Below are 17,005 nucleotides of genomic sequence, written 5' to 3' on the forward strand. Positions count from 1 at the left end.
CTGCGTTTGTGCTGGCTCAAACCGTGTGCGCGGCGGCCATTGTCTAATCGAGGTCCGGTCTCTTTCGGTACACTGTCATGACTACTGGCCTGTTACACACGCTCGCCCAACTGGGCTGGCTCAACGCCGCGCTGTACGCGCTGTCGCGGTTGTTGGACAAGGCCAGCGGCGGGCGTTGCGCCTTGCACTGCTACCACTTCGTCGCCCAATATGTCGGCGACGCCCCGCTGGCGCCGGAGCGTGGGCTGGATATCGAGATCAGCATGCCGGCCGCCGCCGATCCGGTTCCGCAGGACTATCCGCGCCCGTCCGCCGTGGTCCGCGCGCGCTATGCGCAAGGCGCGCTGTCGCTGGCGGCCTGGCGCAACGGCCGTCTGGCCGGCTTCCTGTGGCTGATCATGGACGCCTACCTCGAAGACGAAGTCCGCGCCCGCTACCGGCTGGCATCGTCGCGTGCCAGTTGGGATTTCGATGTCTGGGTGCGGCCCGAGGAGCGCCTGGGCTGGGTCTTCCGTCGGTTGTGGGAGGCGGCCCGGCGCCACCTGCGCCAGCAAGGCGTGCGCTGGACTTGCAGCCGCATCTCCGCCTTCAATGCGCCCTCGCTGCGGGCGCATGGGCGGATCGGCACCGTGCGCCTCGGTGCCGCGCTGTTCGTGCGCTGCGGTGGATGGCAGTGGATGGTCGCCAGCCTGGCGCCACATTTTCATCTGTCACGCGGTCCCGCGTCCTGTCCGCAACTGATGTTCGACACCAGCGCGCTGGCCGCCACCGCCTTCAAGGAGTAACCATGTCCGATATTCACCAAGTCTCCCAGGTCCTGCGGTCCACGCTGGGACTGGGGCGGATGCCGCTGTCGGAAGATACCTTGCTGCTTGGCAGCCTGCCGGAGCTGGATTCGATGGCCGTCGCCAACCTGATCCTGGCGTTGGAGCAGCAGTTCGGCTTCGAGGTGCGTGACGACGAGATCAGCGCCAGCCACTTCGCCACGGTCGGCTCGCTGGCGCGCTTCGTCCAGACCAAGCTGGCCTGACCGTGACGCCGCAACCGGCCAGCGCATTGCCGTTTTTCCTCGCCGCCGGCGCGGGCGAGCGCTTTTGCCTGTACCACCAACCGGATCCCGATGTCGCGCCGCGCGGCGCGATCCTGTACGTACCGCCATTCGCCGAGGAGTTGAACAAAAGCCGGCGCATGGCGGCGCTGCAGTCGCGCGCCTATGCCCGGGCGGGCTTCGGCGTGCTGCAAATCGACCTGTATGGCTGCGGCGACAGCAGTGGTGACTTCGCCGACGCGCGCTGGGACATCTGGCTGTCGGACCTGAGGTTGGGGTGGCACTGGCTGACGCAACGCAACAATGGCCCGTTCTATCTGTGGGGCCTGCGCCTGGGGGCGCTGCTCGCGTTGGAGCTCGCCGCCAGCACCGATCCGGAGGGGCTGATCCTGTGGCAGCCGGTCATCAGCGGGCGCGCGCATCTGCACCAGTTCGCGCGCATGCAAAGCGCGGCGCGGTTATTCGGAGCGGCGCCGCAGGAACATGGAGCGGAAATCGGCGGCTACACAGTGGCGCCGGAACTGTCGGACGCCATCAATCGGTTGGATGCCGCCGCGCTGACGCCCGCCTGCTCGACGCATTGGCTGGAGCTGAACCCGGCGCAGCCGGCGCTGCAAGCCGCGTCGGCGCTGCTGATCGAACGCTGGCGCGAAGCCGGGATAGCGATCGAAGCGCGCGCGCTACAAGGCACGTCGTTCTGGGCCAGCGCCGAGATCAGCGAGTCGGCTGAGCTGCTGGCCGCGACGCTTGATGCCACGCTGGCCGTGGGGCGGCAGGCGGCGTCGACGCCCTTGTCGTTGGAGGATCGGTGATGTCGCAGGCGCGCGTCCTGCATTTCCGGTGCCGCGATTGCTGGCTGTTCGGCATACTGGAGCTACCCGACCTGCGGGCGCCGGCGCGGCGCGGCGTGCTGATCGTCACCGGCGGACCGCAATATCGCGTCGGCAGCCACCGCCAGTTCGTGCTGCTATCACGGCACCTGGCCGCCAACGGCAACCCGGCGCTGCGCTTCGACTACCGGGGCATGGGCGACAGCGAAGGCGAAATGCGAGATTTCGAATCGGTCCAGGACGACCTGGCCGCCGCCGTGCATCAGTTCTTTGCCGCGCTCCCTGCCATGCGCGAGGTCGTACTGTGGGGCCTGTGCGACGGCGCAACCGCTGCGGCCTTCCACGCGACGCGCGACCGCCGCATTACCGGGCTGGTGTTACTCAATCCCTGGGTGCGCACCGACCAAAGCCTGGCCCGCGCCACGTTGCGCCACTATTACGCGCAGCGACTCAAGGATCGCGAGTTTTGGCGCAAGCTTGCAGGTGGAGGCTTCGGCGTGCGGCGCGCGTTCAACGGCGTCGGGCAACTGATCGCTGCCGCGCGCGCGCCAGCCGCGCAGGTCGAAACGCTGCCGCAGCGGCTGTACCAAGCGCTGTCCGACTTCCGCGGCCAGGTGCTGGTGATCCTCAGCGGCGCCGACATCGGCGCGCGCGAGTTCCAGGCGCTGGCGGCGCGGCATGCGCACTGGCGGGCGCTGATGGAAGCACCGCGCGTGCGGCAGACAGTGATCCCCCAAGCCAACCACACGTTCGCCCGCAAGTCCTGGCGCGACCAGGTCGCCGCCATCTGCGCCGACTGGGTGCGGTCGTGGTGAGGCAAGTGCTGATGATTGCCTTCCACTATCCACCGCTGCGCGGCGGCAGCGGCATCCAGCGCACGCTGGCGTTCACGCGGCACTTGCCGCAGTGGGGCTGGCAACCGCTGGTCTTGACAGTCAATCCCCGCGCACATGCCAGCGTGGATCCGGGCTACGCCACCTCAAGCGACATCGCCGTGCACCGCAGTTTGGCGCTGGATGCGGCGCGCCACATGGCGATCGGCGGCCGCTATCCGTCGCTGCTGGCGCAGCCGGACCGCTGGATATCCTGGTGCCTCAGCGCCGTCCCCGCCGGCCTCGCACTAATCCTCCGGCACCGGCCCAACTTGATCTGGTCCAGTTACCCGATCGCCACCGCTCATCTGATCGCACTCACGTTGCACCGCCTGACGGGCATTCCCTGGATCGCCGACCAGCGCGACCCGATGATCGACACCGGCTACCCGCCGGATCCGCGCCGATACCGCATCCACCGCTGGATCGAACTGCAAGCGATGCGACATGCCAGGGTGTTGGTGTGCACCACGCCGGGCGCGGTGCGCGATCTCGGCCAGCGCTTTCCACAAGCCGCGCCGGACCGCATCCAGCTGATAGAAAATGGCTACGACGAAAACAGCTTCATCGCGGCCGAACTCGCAGCGCCGGGGCCGCGCTCGCCGGGCGGTCAATTCCGGCTGCTGCACAGCGGCGTGATCTACCCCTCCGAGCGCGATCCCGGTCCACTGTTCGCCGCGCTGGCGCGCCTGCTGACCGATGGCGCCATCACCCCGGACAATTTCCGGCTGGTGCTGCGCGCCAGCGGCCACGACGACCACCTGCGAAGCCTGATGCGAATCCATCCCGGCCTGGAACACCTGATCGAACTGGCGCCGCCGCTGCCCTACCGCGACGCGCTGGCAGAAATGATGGCCGCCGATGGTCTGCTGCTGCTACAGGCGGCAAACTGCAACGGCCAGATTCCGGCCAAGATGTATGAATACCTGCGCGCCCGCCGCCCGCTGCTGGCCCTGACCCACCCCGACGGCGACACCGCCGCCGCGCTGCGCCGTAACGGCATCGACACCATCGGCCGACTCGACTCGGCGGACGATATCGCCGCCACGCTGATGGGCTTCCTGCGCCTGTGCAGGGAAAACAAGGCGCCGCTGGCCACGCCGGCCTTGATCGCCGGTCATTCCCGCACAGCGCGCACGCGCGAGCTGGCGGCGCTATTGGATCGCATCCACCACAAGGAACAGCCATGAAAACCGCCATAATTTGGCTCGTCACGCTGCTGGCGACGGCACCTGTATATTGCGCCACCATCGGAGGCGAAGCATGCGCGCCCTACGTCAAGCACAATCCCGGCGGCGACTACACCAACGCCGACGACCGCGAAGGCCTGGCGGTGGTCGAACAATTCCACTTCACGCCCAACGTCGAAGGCCTGCTGCGCGGCGCGACCGGTCCACTGGGCGCGGACATCAGCTACACACTGGAACACTTCCCCAACCATCACCGCGCGCTGGCCGCGATCACCAAACTGGCGCTGCGCGACAAGAACCGCAAGCCGCACGGTGCACGCTACACGGTCGACTGCTTCTACGACCGCGCGCTACGCTACACGCCGAAGGATGCCCGCGTGCGCGCGCTGTATGGCAGTTATCTCCTGGCGCTCGGCCGAACCGACGAGGCGCTGGAGCAAGTGGAGCAAGCCGCCGTGCTGGAGCCGGACAATCCCGCCTCGCACTACAACCTTGGCTTGCTATACCTGCGCAAGAAGGAATACGACAAGGCCCGCGCCAGTGCCGAAAAAGCCTACGGCATGGGTTTTCCGATGGATGGATTGAAAAACAAGCTGATCGCCGCCGGGCAGTGGCGCGGCGGTCAGTGACTATTTCAAGCCGTGGTGGTTCATCAGATCGTACAGTGTCGGGCGGCTGACGCCCAACAGCTCCGCCGCCCTGACGATATTGCCGTCCACCCGCGCCAGCGCCTTGATCATCACCCGGTACTCGGCCGCGTCGCGCGCCTGTCGCAGGTTCAGATCGTCATCCTCGCCATCGGGCTGCGGCAGGCCCAGATCCAGGGCCGTGATGTGCGGCCCGTCGGCCATGATGACCGCGCGACGGATGCAGTTTTCGATTTCCCGCACATTGCCGGGCCAACTGTAGGACTCGATCGCTGCCAAGGCCTCGGGACTGAATCCAAGCATCGAGCGGGATTCGCCGGCGCAGAATTTGTTGCGGAAGTGATGTGCCAGCAGTGCGCTGTCGCCGGATCGCTGGCGCAGCGGCGGAATGGTCAGCACGATCTCGCTCAACCGATAATACAAGTCTTCGCGGAACCGGCCTTCTTCGGCCATTGATTTCAAATTCCGATGCGTGGCGCAGACGACGCGCACGTCGATGCTGATCTCACTGCGTCCACCGATCCGCTCGATCACCCGCTGTTGCAGGAAGCGCAGCAGCTTCCCCTGCAACGCCGGCGGCATGTCGCCGATTTCATCGAGGAAGAAGGTACCGCCCTGCGCCAGTTCCAGTTTGCCCAGCGTCTGCCGCTGCGCGCCGGTGAAGGCGCCCTTTTCATAGCCGAACAACTCGCTCTCCAGCAGCTGCTCCGGGATCGCCGCGCAGTTGATGGCGACGCAGCGCTTGTCGGCGCGCGGACTCAGGTTGTGAAGGCCGCGCGCGAGCAGCTCCTTGCCGCTGCCCGAATCGCCGAGCAGCATCACGGTCGCCGACGACGGCGCCACCCGTTCGACAGTGCGGCAGAGCTTCAGCATGCCGGGATCGCGGCTGATGATGCCGGCCAGCGGCGAATCGGATTGTATTTGCAGCATGCGCCGGTTCTCCTGCTGCATCGCGTGCAGGTAGAAGGCGCGTCCGATCACCAGCGACAGCGCGTCGGCATCCAGCGGTTTTTGATGGAAATCGTAAGCACCCATTGCGATCGCCTTCAGCGCGTGGGCGCGTTCCCGATTGCCCGACAGGACAACCACCTTGGTGTCCGGCGCCGCGGCCAGTATCTGCCGCAACAGCGACAGGCCCTCGGCGGCGCTGTCCGGATCCGGCGGCAGGCCCAGGTCCATCGTCACCACTGCGGGCTGGTGACGGCGCAGCTGCGCCATGGCAGTCTCGCGGTCGTTCGCGACCACGACGTCGTACGCATCCAGGCTCCAGCGCAGCTGTTTCTGCAGACCGGCGTCGTCCTCGACCACCAGCAACTTATTCTTGCCCATCGTTGAGCTCCTTGTGTAGCGGCAGCGTCAGGCGAAAGGTTGTACCCTGCAACGGCGCGCTGGCCACGTCCAGGCTTCCACCGATCTCGCGCAAATACTCGCGGCTCTCGAACACACCGATGCCCATCCCCGCCGTCTTGGTTGATTCAAAGGGTTTGAACAGCCTCTCGCGCATGAACTGTTCGGTCATGCCGTGACCTGAGTCGCACACTTCGAGGATGGCCGCCGCGCCGTCGCCGCGCAGGCGCAGGCGCAGCGCCACGCTGCCATCGCGCGGGGTCGCTTCGACGGCGTTCTGCACCAGATGGCCGATCACCCGTTCCAGCCGCTGCGGGTCGGCCAGCACCGTCGGCTCGTTGCCGTTCAATTCCAGCGACGGCAAGGGTTCGCTGCCCGCGTTCGCCCGCATCACGCGTACCAACAGATGGTCCAGACGCAGCGGCGCTGCCGCTTCCGGCGCATCGTCGCGGCGCAGCTTGAGCAGCAGATGCCTCATCTTGGCGAGAGAATGCGACAGCGTCTCCAGCATATCGCTCTGGAACGCCGGATTGGCCTTGTGGCGTTCGGCGTTCACCAGCAGCAGCGACAGCTGCGACATCAGGGTCTTCAGATCGTGTGCGATGAAGGTCGACATGCGATTGAACGATTCGAACTGCCGCGACACAGCGAGACTGTCGGCCGACGCACGGTGCGCCAGGTAGCTGGCCGCCTGGCTGCCTGCGATCTTCAGCACATCGCGCACTTCCCAATTCAGCTGCAAGGACGTGCGCGGCGGCGCCAGGCAAATGAAGCCGAACAGATCGCGCTCCAGCTTCAGCGGCACCACCAGCCACAGGTCGGACGCGGCGGCGAGCCAGTCCGGCAGCGCCAGGCCGGCGTAGAGTGTGGAATGGCTGCGCCATTCAGGCAGCTCGATCACCCAGTTGCGCGCCGTCAGGAAGCGGCACAGGGCGCCGTCAGGACGCTCCGCGATCGGCGTCGGCGTCATGTTCCAACCGGCGACCGGCCGATAGCGATCGTCGTCGCCGCGCAGCCATAGCAAGCCGGCCGGACTTTCCACCAGGCCGGCCACCGCCTGGATCGCCCGCTCCGACAGCTGCCCGGCGCCGTCGGCCAGCGTGCGTGTGACGTGACGCCATTCGTGGCGATAGTCGTAGCGGCCTTGGTAGAAGTGCTTGCTGATAAAGATCTTCAGGCGCGCGCGCATGGTCCCGGAGAACAGCACGGCGGCCAGCAACAGCGCCGCGCCGCACAGGCAGGCCAGCTGCATCAGCGGGCCCCAGGCGCCGCCAACGTAGCGCAGGTACCAGGCGCTGGCCGCCATCGCCAGCAGATACAACGCGGAGCCCAGCAAAGCCGCCGAGCGGAACATGATCTGGCGCGACAGCAGCAAGCCCGGCGCCCGGACCGGATTGCGCGCTGCCGCCAGCAACAGCGGCGGCACGCTCAACGCGTTGACGATGCCGCGCGCGGCCCAGAGGTCGGGGTTCACTTGACGGAACAGCGCGGCGTCGCTGTACAGGTAGAAGTCATACGCAAACATGGCGCCGACGCCCAGGCAGGCGAACTTGATGCCCCAGCGCGAGCCCTGCGGCGCGCTGCGATATACATGCTCCACCAGCAGCATGCCCAGCACCGCCAGCGCTAGACGCGCCACGATGCCGAAGGCCGGTTCGAACAGTCCAGCCACCAACCCGGCCGCCAGCGCCAGCCAGACCCCGGCCAGCCAACCGCGTAGCCGCAGCCCGCCGCCGGCCATCAGCAGCAGCAACGCCAGCCAGCACGCGGTGCGCAGCGATTCCGCCGCCTCCAGTAGCCAAAATGGCGCCGCACCCAAGGCGCGGTATGCCGCTGCACACGCCGCCCAGACGGTGGTGGCAAGGCAAGCGACGCCGAGCGAGGTCGCATGCCTGCGCCTGCGCCAGCCGCCCCACAGCAACAGCGCCGCCGGCGGCAGAAAAGCCAGCGCCGCGACGCCGTGGCTGAACGCGGCGACCGACGGCGCGCCGGTCCAGGGCATCAGCGTCCGCCCTTGCCGAACAAGACCACCTGCACCGTATCAAGCAATATGAGCAGATCCAGGAACAGGCTGTTGTTCTTGACGTAGTAAAGGTCATATTGCAATTTCCGAACCGAGTCTTCGATCGACGCGGCGTAGCTGTAGCGCACCTGTGCCAATCCCGTGATGCCCGGCTTGATCCCATGCCGCACGTTGTAGTAGGCGATCTGCTCGCACAACTGCGCGACAAAATACGCCCGCTCCGGACGCGGCCCGACAAAACTCATCTCGCCCCGGAACACATTCAGCATTTGCGGCAGCTCGTCGATGCGCAGCTTGCGGATCCAGTGACCGACCATGGTCACGCGCGGATCGTCCAGCGCCGCCCATTTCGGCTTGCCGTCCTGCTCCGCATCCTGCCGCATGCTGCGGAACTTCAGCACATTGAACACGCGGTTGTCGCGCCCCACCCGCTCCTGGCGGTAAAACACCGGTCCGCCGTCCTCGATCTTGATCGCCAACGCGGTCAGCAGCATCAGCGGCAGCGCGGCCAACCCGATAGCGCCGCTGGCCAGCAGATCGAAGCCGCGCTTGACGGCCGCGCGCATCAGGCTTTGATCGAAGCCGCCCCCGAAAATCAGATAGCTCGGTTGCAGCGAATCGACCCGGATCTGGCACGCCTCGCGCTCGAAGAAGCTGGCGGCGTCGGTCACCGGCACGCCGCCCAGCGCGCATTCGAGCAGCTGCCGCACCGGAAAGGCGCCGTTGCGGCGGTCGCCCACCGACACCACGATCTCGTCCGCCGCGTAGCGCCGCGCCAGCTCCAGCAAGGGCAAATCCGACGGCAGCAGCATCGCCGGCGGCACGCTGCGCGCCTCGCCCGCCACCGGCACGAAGCCCACCACACGGAACTGGTGGAAGCCGACGCTGCTGGCCGCCAGCTCCATGCATTCGCGCGCGATGGCGCCGTCGCCGATGACGATCAGCCGCTGCTCCAGCATGCTCGATTGCGCCGACGTGAACACCACCAGCCGCGCCAGGAGCACCGAGGCCCCGCCCAGCACGAACACCATGCTGCCCAGCCGGCCGAACTGCGCGCCGGGCAGCATGTTCGCCAGCAGGTTCATCAGCGCGAAGCCCAGCACGAACGATGGCAGGATGCGCAGCAGCGTGCTCTTGATGTCCTCGCGCGCTTGATTGTGCTGATACATGCCCAGCGTGCCCATGCTGAACACCACCACCAGCGCGAACGCCAGCGCCGGCAGATACAGCTGTTCCGCCCCGCCCGGCCGCCCCTTGAGCCACAACGGCGCGCTGGCCACGGCGGCCGTCAGCAATATCAATACCTCCAGCAACAGCAGCATGAAGGCTATCTTGGACACGTAGTGGTGGAATATCCTGATCATGGTCGGCTCCCTGCGCCCCCTCGGCGATGGAACTTTCATGATGCGGAACAGTTAACCCGGCCGTCTTGAGGCCCCACAACCGCGCTTGAAATAGGGGCTTTTGTGACGCGGCTGTGACAAATAGACTATAGTTGTGCTTCTCTAGTGCACCCAACCACGTAATCATGAAATTTGATGTTGCAATCGTCGGCAGCGGACTGGCCGGCCTGTCGGTCGCCCTCCACCTGGCCGAAACGCGCACGGTCGCGATCATTTCCAAACGCGCGCTGCGGGACGGCGCCAGCAATTGGGCCCAGGGCGGTATCGCCGCCGTGCTCGATTCCGGTGACAGCCACACCCAGCACATCGACGACACGCTGGTCGCCGGCGGCGGCCTGTGCGACGAAGGCGCCACGCGCTACATCGTCGAGCACGGCCGCGAAGCGATCGAATGGCTGATCGAGCAAGGCGTGCCCTTCACCCGCGACGAATCGGCCGAGCTGGGCTTCCATCTGACCCGCGAAGGCGGCCACAGCCAGCGTCGCATCATCCACGCCGCCGACGCCACCGGCAACGCGGTGCAGACCACACTGGAAGAAAAAGTGCGCGCCCACCCGAACATCACGTTGTTCGAACACCATTGCGCGATCGACTTGATCACCTCGGACAAGCTGCTGCCGCTAAAAAAGGGCAACAACCAGCCCAAATGCTACGGCCTGTATGTGCAGGACGAGAAGTCCGGCCAGGTGCTGACCTTCGCCGCCGAGCACACGGTGATGGCCACCGGCGGCGCCGGCAAGGTCTACCTGTACACCACCAATCCCGACACCGCCAGCGGCGACGGCATCGCGATGGCGTGGCGCGCCGGCTGCCGCATCTCCAACATGGAATTCATCCAGTTCCATCCGACCTGCCTGTACCATCCGTATGCCAAGTCCTTCCTGATCACGGAAGCGATCCGCGGTGAAGGCGGCCTGCTGAAGCTGCCGCCGGAAGCCGGCGCCGCCGCCGGCTTCCGCTTCATGCTGGCGCACGACGAGCGCGCCGAACTGGCGCCGCGCGACGTGGTCGCCCGCGCCATCGACTTCGAGATCAAGAAGCGCGGCCTGGATTACGTCCACCTCGACATCAGCCACAAACCGGCCGAATTCCTGATCGAGCACTTCCCCACCATCTACGCGCGCTGCCTGGAACTGGGCATCGACATCACCAAGCAGCCGATTCCGATCGTGCCGGCGGCGCACTACACCTGCGGCGGCGTGGTCACGGACCTACACGGCCGTACCGACCTGCCCGGCCTGTATGCGGTCGGCGAGACCGCCTGCACCGGCCTGCACGGCGCCAACCGCCTGGCCAGCAACTCGCTGCTGGAATGCGTGGTGATCGGCCGCGCCTGCGCCACCGATATCGAATCAAAGGAAAAAGGCGAAGTGCCCTACCTGCCGGATTGGGATGAAAGCCGCGTCACCGACGCCGACGAGGAAGTCGTCATCTCGCACAACTGGGACGAACTGCGCCGCTTCATGTGGAATTACGTCGGCATCGTGCGCACCACCAAGCGGCTGGAACGCGCGCAGCACCGCATCGCGCTGCTGAAGGAAGAAATCGACGAGTACTATCAGAACTTCCGCATCACGCACGACCTGCTGGAACTGCGCAACCTGGTCGACGTGGCGAGCCTGATCGTCAACAGCGCCTTGCAGCGCCGCGAAAGCCGTGGCCTGCATTTCAGCCGCGACTATCCGGAGACGCTGCCGAAGGCGCTGCCGAGCATCCTGACGCCTCCGCGTCGCACATGAACGCGCAAGCGATAGCGGTGCGCGCCGCGCGCCCGGACGACATTCCAGCGATGGAAGCGCTGATCGCGCGTTCGGGCATCGCGTTGAGCGAGGGGTTCTACACCAAGGAACAGGCGGCGGCCGTCACGGAGCACGTCTTCGGCGTGGATACGCAACTGGTCGCCGACCAAACATACTTCCTGATCGAGAAAAATGGCGAATTGGTGGCCTGCGGCGGCTGGAGCAAGCGCAGCACGCTGTTCGGCGCCGACCGCGCCAAGCAAGGCGCCGACCCGCTGCTGGATCCGGCGACCGAACCGGCCCGCATCCGCGCCTTCTTCGTCGACCCCGGCGCGGCGCGTCAAGGCTTGGGCCGACTGCTGCTGCGGCACTGCACCGACGCCGCCGCGGCAGGCGGTTTCCAGGCGCTGGAACTGGCCGCCACCATGCCGGGTGTGCCGCTCTATCTGGCCTGTGGATTTGAAGCGGTGGAGCCGTTCGAGATCACCCTGCCCGGCCCGATCCAGGTACCGCTGGTGCGCATGCGGCGCCAGCTTCCCTAGACCTTAGCCGACGATGCGCAGCGAATAATCGGTCGCCTTGACATCCTTGGTGAGGCTGCCGATGGAGATGCGGTCGACGCCCGTTTCGGCGATCGCGCGCACGGTATCGAAGTTGATGCCGCCGGAAGCCTCCAGCAGCGCGCGGCCGCCGTTGACCTGGACCGCTTCGCGCATCATGTCGGTATCGAAGTTGTCCAGCAGGACCGAGGTGGCGCCGGCCGTCAACGCCTCGTCCAGCTGCGCCAGCGATTCCACTTCCACCTGGATCGAGACGCCCTTGTCCAGCTTCAGCGCCGCGACCACGGCCTGGGTGATGCCGCCCGCCGCCGCAATATGGTTTTCCTTGATCAGGATGCCGTCGTACAGCGCCAGGCGCTGATTCTTGCCGCCGCCGACGCGCACCGCGTACTTCTGCGCCAGGCGCATGCCCGGCATCGTCTTGCGCGTATCGAGGATGGCGGCGCGGGTGCCCGCGATCACGTCGACATATTTGCGCGTCGCCGTCGCCACGCCGGACAACAGCTGCAGGAAGTTCAGCGCGCAGCGTTCCGCCGTCAGCAAGGCGCGCGCCGGCCCCTGGATGGTGCAGACCAGGCTGTCGGCCGTCATCACGTCGCCCTCGGCGTACTGCCAATCGACTTCGATGCCGGCACCCATGCAGTTCATGATGCCTTCGAACCACGGCGCGCCGCACAGCACCGCTTCTTCGCGCACGATGACGCGGGCGGTGGCGCGGCCGCCTTCCGGCACCAGCAGGCCGGTCAGGTCGCCGCTGCCGACGTCCTCCAGCAGCGCGGCCAGCAGATTGGCCTCGAAGGCCGCTTTCAGCGCGTCGTCGAACGGCGCGTATGGATTCACCAAGGTACTCATGCCGGACCGATTCCCGAAAACAGTTTAGCTTCTTTCGCCAGATCGCCGCTCGGCTGCACCCTGGCTTTTTTCGCCGCCGCGAAATCGAGCATGCGGTTGATGGAGACCACCGCCTGCTTGCCGATTTCCGGATCGACGTGGATTTCGTTGGCAGTGCTGTTATCCATATTTTCCAGCACGTCGGCCAGGTTCTGCAAGCCGTTCATCGCCATCCACGGGCAGTGCGCGCAGCTCTTGCAGGTGGCGCTGTTGCCGGCGGTCGGCGCCTCGATGAAGCGCTTGCCCGGCGCGGCGGCGCGCATCTTGTGCAGGATGCCGTTGTCGGTGGCGACGATGAAGGTGTCGGCGTCCGATTCGACGGCGGCGTTGATGATCTGCGTGGTCGAGCCGACGACGTCGGCCAGCGCCACCACATTGGCCGGCGATTCCGGATGCACCAGGATCTTCGCCTGCGGATATTGCGCCTTCAGCAGCTCCAGCTCGACGCCCTTGAATTCGTCGTGCACCAGGCAGGAACCCTGCCACAACAGCATGTCGGCGCCGGTCTGTTTCTGGATGTAGCCGCCGAGATGCTTGTCCGGCGCCCACAGGATCTTCTTGCCCTGCTCGTGCAGGTGCTTGACGATGTCCAGGCCGATCGACGAGGTCACCATCCAGTCGGCGCGCGCCTTGACGGCGGCGCTGGTGTTGGCGTAGACCACCACGGTGCGGTCCGGATGCTGGTCGCAGAAGGCGGCGAATTCGTCGGCCGGGCAGCCCAGGTCCAGCGAGCAGGTCGCGTCCAGGTCCGGCATCAGGATGCGCTTTTCGGGACTGAGGATCTTGGCGGTTTCGCCCATGAAGCGCACGCCGGCGACCACCAGCGTCTTGGCCGGATGGTCGCGGCCGAAGCGCGCCATCTCCAGCGAATCGGAGACGCAGCCGCCGGTTTCCTCGGCCAGGTCCTGCAGGTCGGCGTCGACGTAGTAATGGGAGACGAGAACGGCCTGCTTCTCGATCAGCAGGCGCTTGATGCGCGCCTTCAGGGCGACGCGTTCGTCGGGGGAAGGCGTGGCTGGCGTACGCGCCCAGGCGTGGGCGGTGCAGCTGGCGCCGTCTTGTGGATGCTCGTACTCGACGGGTTTGATTTCGATGGTTTGCATGGTGTTCAGTGAACGAAAAACGTGAACCAACACTATCGCACAATGTTGGAACTCGTGCAGCCCACCCCGCATGCTTCAGCCTCGACGCCAGCGTCCCAGCTTAAGGGTCAGACCCCGGAGGGGTCTGACCCTGCGTGGCCGTGCGGGGTGGCGCTAAAATTAATCGATGCCCTGACTGGTCAGGTAGTCTTCGTAGTTGCCTCGGAAGTCGACCACCTCGTTTTCCTTGATCTCGATGATGCGGTTGGCCAGCGAGGAGACGAACTCGCGGTCGTGCGAAACGAAGATCAGCGTGCCGGCGTATTTCTCCAGCGCGATGTTGAGCGACTCGATCGATTCCATGTCCATGTGGTTGGTCGGCTCATCTAGCAGCAGCACATTGTGACGGCCCAGCATCAGCTTGCCGTACATCATGCGGCCCTTTTCACCGCCGGACAGCACCTTGACCGACTTCTTCACCTCGTCGCCGCCGAACAGCAGACGGCCCAGGATCGAGCGCACGGCCTGATCGTCGTCGCCTTCCTTGGTCCACTTACCCATCCAGTCGGTCAGCGTGTCGCCGGCCGCGAATTCCTCGGTCGGATCCTGCGGCATGTAGCCGACGTTGGCGTTTTCCGCCCACTTGACCGCGCCGTGATCGGCGTGCAGGCCGGCGATGTCGTCGCCGCCGATGCAGCGCAACAGCGTGGTCTTGCCGGCGCCGTTGGCGCCGATGATGGCGATGCGCTCGCCCGCTTCAACCATGATGCTGAAGTTGTTGAACAGCTGGCGGTCGTATTTCTTCGCGATCGAATCGACTTCGACGGCCAGGCGGTGCAGCTTCTTCTCGCCGTCGAAACGCACGAACGGATAGGCGCGCGACGACGGCTTGATGTCGTCGACCTTGATCTTCTCGATCTGCTTGGCGCGCGACGTCGCCTGGCGGGCCTTGGACTTGTTGGCGGCGAAGCGGCGCACGAAGTCCTGCAGCTCGGCGACCTTCTCTTTGGCCTTGGCGTTGTTCGACAACAGCTGGTTGCGCGCCTGGGTCGAGGCGAACATGTACTCGTCGTAGTTGCCCGGGTAGATCTTCAGGGTGCCGTAGTCCATGTCGGCGACGTGGGTGCAGACCTGGTTCAGGAAGTGGCGATCGTGGGAAATGATGATCATGGTGGAGTTGCGCTCGTTGAGCACATCTTCCAGCCAGCGGATGGTGTTGATGTCCAGATTGTTGGTCGGTTCGTCGAGCAGCAGGATGTCCGGATTCGAGAACAAGGCCTGCGCCAGCAGCACGCGCAGCTTCCAGCCCGGCGAGACGTTGCTCATCGGACCGTGGTGCAGGTCGATGGCCACGCCGGCGCCCAGCAGCAGTTCGCCGGCGCGCGATTCGGCGGTGTAGCCGTCGTATTCGGAGACTTTGCCTTCAAGGTCGGCGGCCTTCATGTAGTCGTCGTCGGTCGCTTCCGGATTGGCGTAGATCGCATCGCGCTCCTGCATCGCCGCCCACATCTCGGTGTGGCCCATCATCACCACGTCCAGCACGCGCATCTCTTCGAACGCGAACTGGTCCTGGCGCAGCTTGCCCAGGCGTTCGTTCGTATCCAGCATCACGTTGCCGCCCGACGGATCCAGATCGCCGCCGAGGATTTTCATGAAGGTGGACTTGCCGCAACCGTTGGCGCCGATCAGGCCATAGCGGTTGCCATCGCCGAACTTGACGGAGATGTTTTCAAACAGCGGCTTGGCGCCGAATTGCATGGTGATGTTTGCTGTGCTGAGCATATTGGAGTGGACTTTGAAATAAGGTAACGCGGAAAGGCAGAATTATACAGCAATCAAGCAGGGGCATGGGATACCCCCATATAAAACAAGCACTTACAGTCAATTCGCCTGAAACTTGCTATCCCGATATAATCCCATTCAACCGGCGCGGGTCCGCGCGCCCACCAACTGGAAAGAGTTCGATGAAAGCTTTGCTCGTTTTGCTGGCGGTAGCCGGTCCCGCGATGGCCGATGATGCCGCCCTGCTGCGCTGCCGCGCCATTCCCGACGTCGGCGGCCGCGTCGCCTGCTACGACGCGATCCCGGTCGCCGCCGCGGTCAAGCCGCCGGCAGCCGCGGCAGCCACGCCGCCGGCCGCAGCGGTCGCACCGGTCGCGCCAGCGGCGCAAGCCGCCGCCAACTTCGGACTGAGCGCCACCCAATTACGCAAGCCGGACGAACCCACCGGACTCGAAAGCACCCTGGTCGGCCGCATCGACGGCTGGAGCCCGGGCACCCAGTTCCGTCTCGCCAACGGCCAGGTCTGGCGCGTCGCCGACGAAAGCTCGGGTTCCGTCAACGAGGTCGAGAACCCGAAGGTCAAGATCACGCGCAACGCCGTCGGCACCATGTTCCTGGAAATCGAAGGCACCAACCAGGCGCCGCGCGTGCGCCGCGTGCAGTGATCACAAAACAGGATAATCGCTGATCGTCAGCGTGAATCCGCGCGGTTCGGACACCAGGTGCGCCATGCCGCCATACGGCAGCGTGGCACGCTCCCTGATATGGCCAAACGGCAGCCCGGTCAGCACCGGTATCGGCAAGCGCTGGCGCAGATACGCCACCATCGCCTCGAAATCGTAGCCGTTGTCCATCGGGTTCAGCTTGTAGCCGGAGAAATCCCCCAGCACCAGCGCCCGCTGCCCGTCCAGCGCGCCGGCGTAAAACAGCTGCAACACCATGCGCTCGACCCGGTACGGATGCTCGCTGATATCCTCGATGAAGACGATGCCGTTCTCGATCGGCGCGAAGTACGGCGTGCCGAGCAGGCTGACCATCATCGCCAGGTTGCCGCCCCACAGCTTGCCGTCGACATCGACCACCGGATTGTCCGCCCCGCCCTCCACCACCGCGCCGCGCACCGTGTGCGCCGGGCCGCGCAGGCAATCCCAGAACTGGTTCAAGGTGTAGGCCACCGGTTCGGCGCGGATGAAATCGTCGCACATCATCGGCCCGGCGAAGCTGACGCGGCCGGTCTGCTTCATCAGCGGCATCTGGAAAGCGGTGAAATCGCTGTAGCCGACGAACAGCTTGCCGCTGTCGGCCATCTTGCGGAAATCGATTTGTGGCAGCAGCCGGCTCATGCCGTAGGACCCGCGCAGCGCCACCACGATTTGCACCTCCGGATCGGCGGCGGCGGCGTTCAGTTGCGCCAGCCGGCCGGCGTCGGTGCCGCCGAAGCGCTGGAATTTCTTGTCGTCGTCGTAGTAGTTATGGACCAGGAAGCCTTGCTGTTCCAGCCGCCGCACGCCGAGTTGCAGGGCCGCGTTGTCGGGCGCGGCGCCGCCCGGTGCGGCAATCGCGATGCCGATTTTCGATGTACTCAAAGTAT

The 17,005-nt window shown here is 65.7% G+C and carries 16 protein-coding genes; 9 read left to right on the forward strand and 7 right to left on the reverse strand.

Features of this window, described 5'->3' with window-relative positions; all coding sequences use genetic code 11:
* Positions 1-77 precede the first annotated feature (77 nt).
* Genes GW587_RS23050 through GW587_RS23075 form a run of 6 tightly spaced genes read left to right on the forward strand, consistent with a single transcriptional unit; the run spans position 78 to position 4,569 of the window.
* Complete coding sequence (locus GW587_RS23050; protein WP_166107026.1) at positions 78-785, forward strand: GNAT family N-acetyltransferase; 708 nt, start codon at positions 78-80, stop codon at positions 783-785.
* Positions 786-787: 2 nt separating this feature from the next.
* A complete protein-coding gene (locus tag GW587_RS23055) occupies positions 788-1,030 on the forward strand; it encodes an acyl carrier protein (RefSeq protein WP_166107028.1) in 243 nt (80 codons plus the stop codon).
* A gap of 2 nt (positions 1,031-1,032) precedes the next feature.
* Positions 1,033-1,860 (forward strand): hydrolase 2, exosortase A system-associated, encoded by an 828-nt coding sequence (locus GW587_RS23060; RefSeq protein WP_166107030.1) that lies wholly within the window; start codon positions 1,033-1,035, stop codon positions 1,858-1,860.
* Positions 1,860-2,693, forward strand: coding sequence for a hydrolase 1, exosortase A system-associated (locus tag GW587_RS23065; RefSeq protein WP_166107221.1), 834 nt, complete (start codon positions 1,860-1,862; stop codon positions 2,691-2,693). The genes GW587_RS23060 and GW587_RS23065 overlap by 1 nt, the downstream gene beginning before the upstream one ends.
* Positions 2,694-2,704: 11 nt before the next feature.
* On the forward strand, positions 2,705-3,940 hold the full coding sequence (locus GW587_RS23070) for a glycosyltransferase (RefSeq protein WP_166107031.1): 1,236 nt from the start codon (positions 2,705-2,707) through the stop codon (positions 3,938-3,940).
* Positions 3,937-4,569, forward strand: coding sequence for a tetratricopeptide repeat protein (locus GW587_RS23075; RefSeq protein WP_166107033.1), 633 nt, complete (start codon positions 3,937-3,939; stop codon positions 4,567-4,569). Before GW587_RS23070 ends, GW587_RS23075 begins: the two co-directional genes overlap by 4 nt.
* Here the strand turns inward: GW587_RS23075 and prsR are convergent, their stop codons facing one another.
* The 3 genes from prsR to GW587_RS23090 are packed head-to-tail and all read right to left on the reverse strand — an operon-like array spanning position 4,570 to position 9,321.
* A complete protein-coding gene (gene prsR, locus GW587_RS23080) occupies positions 4,570-5,916 on the reverse strand; it encodes a PEP-CTERM-box response regulator transcription factor (RefSeq protein WP_166107035.1) in 1,347 nt (448 codons plus the stop codon). It abuts the gene before it with no gap.
* A complete protein-coding gene (prsK, locus tag GW587_RS23085) occupies positions 5,903-7,936 on the reverse strand; it encodes an XrtA/PEP-CTERM system histidine kinase PrsK (RefSeq protein WP_166107037.1) in 2,034 nt (677 codons plus the stop codon). The genes prsR and prsK overlap by 14 nt, the downstream gene beginning before the upstream one ends.
* Positions 7,936-9,321, reverse strand: a complete 1,386-nt coding sequence (locus GW587_RS23090) for a TIGR03013 family XrtA/PEP-CTERM system glycosyltransferase (protein WP_166107039.1) — start codon at positions 9,319-9,321, stop codon at positions 7,936-7,938. Before GW587_RS23090 ends, prsK begins: the two co-directional genes overlap by 1 nt.
* Positions 9,322-9,485: 164 nt before the next feature.
* Here GW587_RS23090 and nadB point away from each other — a divergent pair, with 164 nt between their 5' ends.
* Together nadB and GW587_RS23100 are read left to right on the forward strand one after the other, a co-directional pair.
* Positions 9,486-11,099 (forward strand): L-aspartate oxidase, encoded by a 1,614-nt coding sequence (gene nadB, locus GW587_RS23095; protein WP_166107041.1) that lies wholly within the window; start codon positions 9,486-9,488, stop codon positions 11,097-11,099.
* Positions 11,096-11,641 carry a GNAT family N-acetyltransferase gene (locus tag GW587_RS23100; protein WP_166107042.1) on the forward strand — a complete coding sequence of 182 codons (546 nt, stop codon included), beginning with the start codon at positions 11,096-11,098 and terminating at the stop codon, positions 11,639-11,641. The genes nadB and GW587_RS23100 overlap by 4 nt, the downstream gene beginning before the upstream one ends.
* A gap of 3 nt (positions 11,642-11,644) precedes the next feature.
* On the opposite strand, the gene nadC is transcribed toward GW587_RS23100, so the two are convergent.
* The 3 genes from nadC to GW587_RS23115 form a co-directional block, all read right to left on the reverse strand.
* The gene (gene nadC / locus GW587_RS23105; RefSeq protein WP_166107044.1) at positions 11,645-12,511 is read right to left on the reverse strand and encodes a carboxylating nicotinate-nucleotide diphosphorylase; all 867 of its coding nucleotides are present in this window, start codon (positions 12,509-12,511) and stop codon (positions 11,645-11,647) included.
* Entirely contained in the window at positions 12,508-13,653 is a 1,146-nt protein-coding gene (gene nadA, locus GW587_RS23110; RefSeq protein WP_166107046.1) for a quinolinate synthase NadA, read from the reverse strand. The genes nadC and nadA overlap by 4 nt, the downstream gene beginning before the upstream one ends.
* A gap of 159 nt (positions 13,654-13,812) precedes the next feature.
* A complete protein-coding gene (locus tag GW587_RS23115) occupies positions 13,813-15,414 on the reverse strand; it encodes an ABC-F family ATPase (protein WP_166107048.1) in 1,602 nt (533 codons plus the stop codon).
* 182 nt (positions 15,415-15,596) lie between these two features.
* On the opposite strand from GW587_RS23115, the gene GW587_RS23120 reads away from it, so the two are divergent.
* Entirely contained in the window at positions 15,597-16,079 is a 483-nt protein-coding gene (locus GW587_RS23120; RefSeq protein ID WP_166107050.1) for a hypothetical protein, read from the forward strand.
* Here GW587_RS23120 and ldcA read toward each other — a convergent pair whose 3' ends face one another.
* The gene (gene ldcA / locus GW587_RS23125) at positions 16,080-17,000 is read right to left on the reverse strand and encodes a muramoyltetrapeptide carboxypeptidase (protein WP_166107051.1); all 921 of its coding nucleotides are present in this window, start codon (positions 16,998-17,000) and stop codon (positions 16,080-16,082) included.
* Between the last annotated feature and the right edge of the window lie 5 nt (positions 17,001-17,005).

It is taken from the genome of Duganella aceris, assembly GCF_011090165.1.
Taxonomy (GTDB): Bacteria; Pseudomonadota; Gammaproteobacteria; order Burkholderiales; family Burkholderiaceae_D; genus Rugamonas; species Rugamonas aceris.

Bases quoted from the DNA above. Each gene is read 5' to 3' on its own strand.
- GW587_RS23050 (WP_166107026.1), top strand. From the start codon at position 78: ATGACTACTGGCCTGTTACACACGCTCGCCCAACTGGGCTGGCTCAAC.
- GW587_RS23055 (WP_166107028.1), top strand. From the start codon at position 788: ATGTCCGATATTCACCAAGTCTCCCAGGTCCTGCGGTCCACGCTGGGA.
- GW587_RS23065 (WP_166107221.1), top strand. From the start codon at position 1,860: ATGTCGCAGGCGCGCGTCCTGCATTTCCGGTGCCGCGATTGCTGGCTG.
- GW587_RS23070 (WP_166107031.1), top strand. From the start codon at position 2,705: ATGATTGCCTTCCACTATCCACCGCTGCGCGGCGGCAGCGGCATCCAG.
- GW587_RS23075 (WP_166107033.1), top strand. From the start codon at position 3,937: ATGAAAACCGCCATAATTTGGCTCGTCACGCTGCTGGCGACGGCACCT.
- prsR (WP_166107035.1), bottom strand. From the start codon at position 5,916: ATGGGCAAGAATAAGTTGCTGGTGGTCGAGGACGACGCCGGTCTGCAG.
- prsK (WP_166107037.1), bottom strand. From the start codon at position 7,936: ATGCCCTGGACCGGCGCGCCGTCGGTCGCCGCGTTCAGCCACGGCGTC.
- GW587_RS23090 (WP_166107039.1), bottom strand. From the start codon at position 9,321: ATGATCAGGATATTCCACCACTACGTGTCCAAGATAGCCTTCATGCTG.
- nadB (WP_166107041.1), top strand. From the start codon at position 9,486: ATGAAATTTGATGTTGCAATCGTCGGCAGCGGACTGGCCGGCCTGTCG.
- GW587_RS23100 (WP_166107042.1), top strand. From the start codon at position 11,096: ATGAACGCGCAAGCGATAGCGGTGCGCGCCGCGCGCCCGGACGACATT.
- nadC (WP_166107044.1), bottom strand. From the start codon at position 12,511: ATGAGTACCTTGGTGAATCCATACGCGCCGTTCGACGACGCGCTGAAA.
- nadA (WP_166107046.1), bottom strand. From the start codon at position 13,653: ATGCAAACCATCGAAATCAAACCCGTCGAGTACGAGCATCCACAAGAC.
- GW587_RS23115 (WP_166107048.1), bottom strand. From the start codon at position 15,414: ATGCTCAGCACAGCAAACATCACCATGCAATTCGGCGCCAAGCCGCTG.
- GW587_RS23120 (WP_166107050.1), top strand. From the start codon at position 15,597: ATGAAAGCTTTGCTCGTTTTGCTGGCGGTAGCCGGTCCCGCGATGGCC.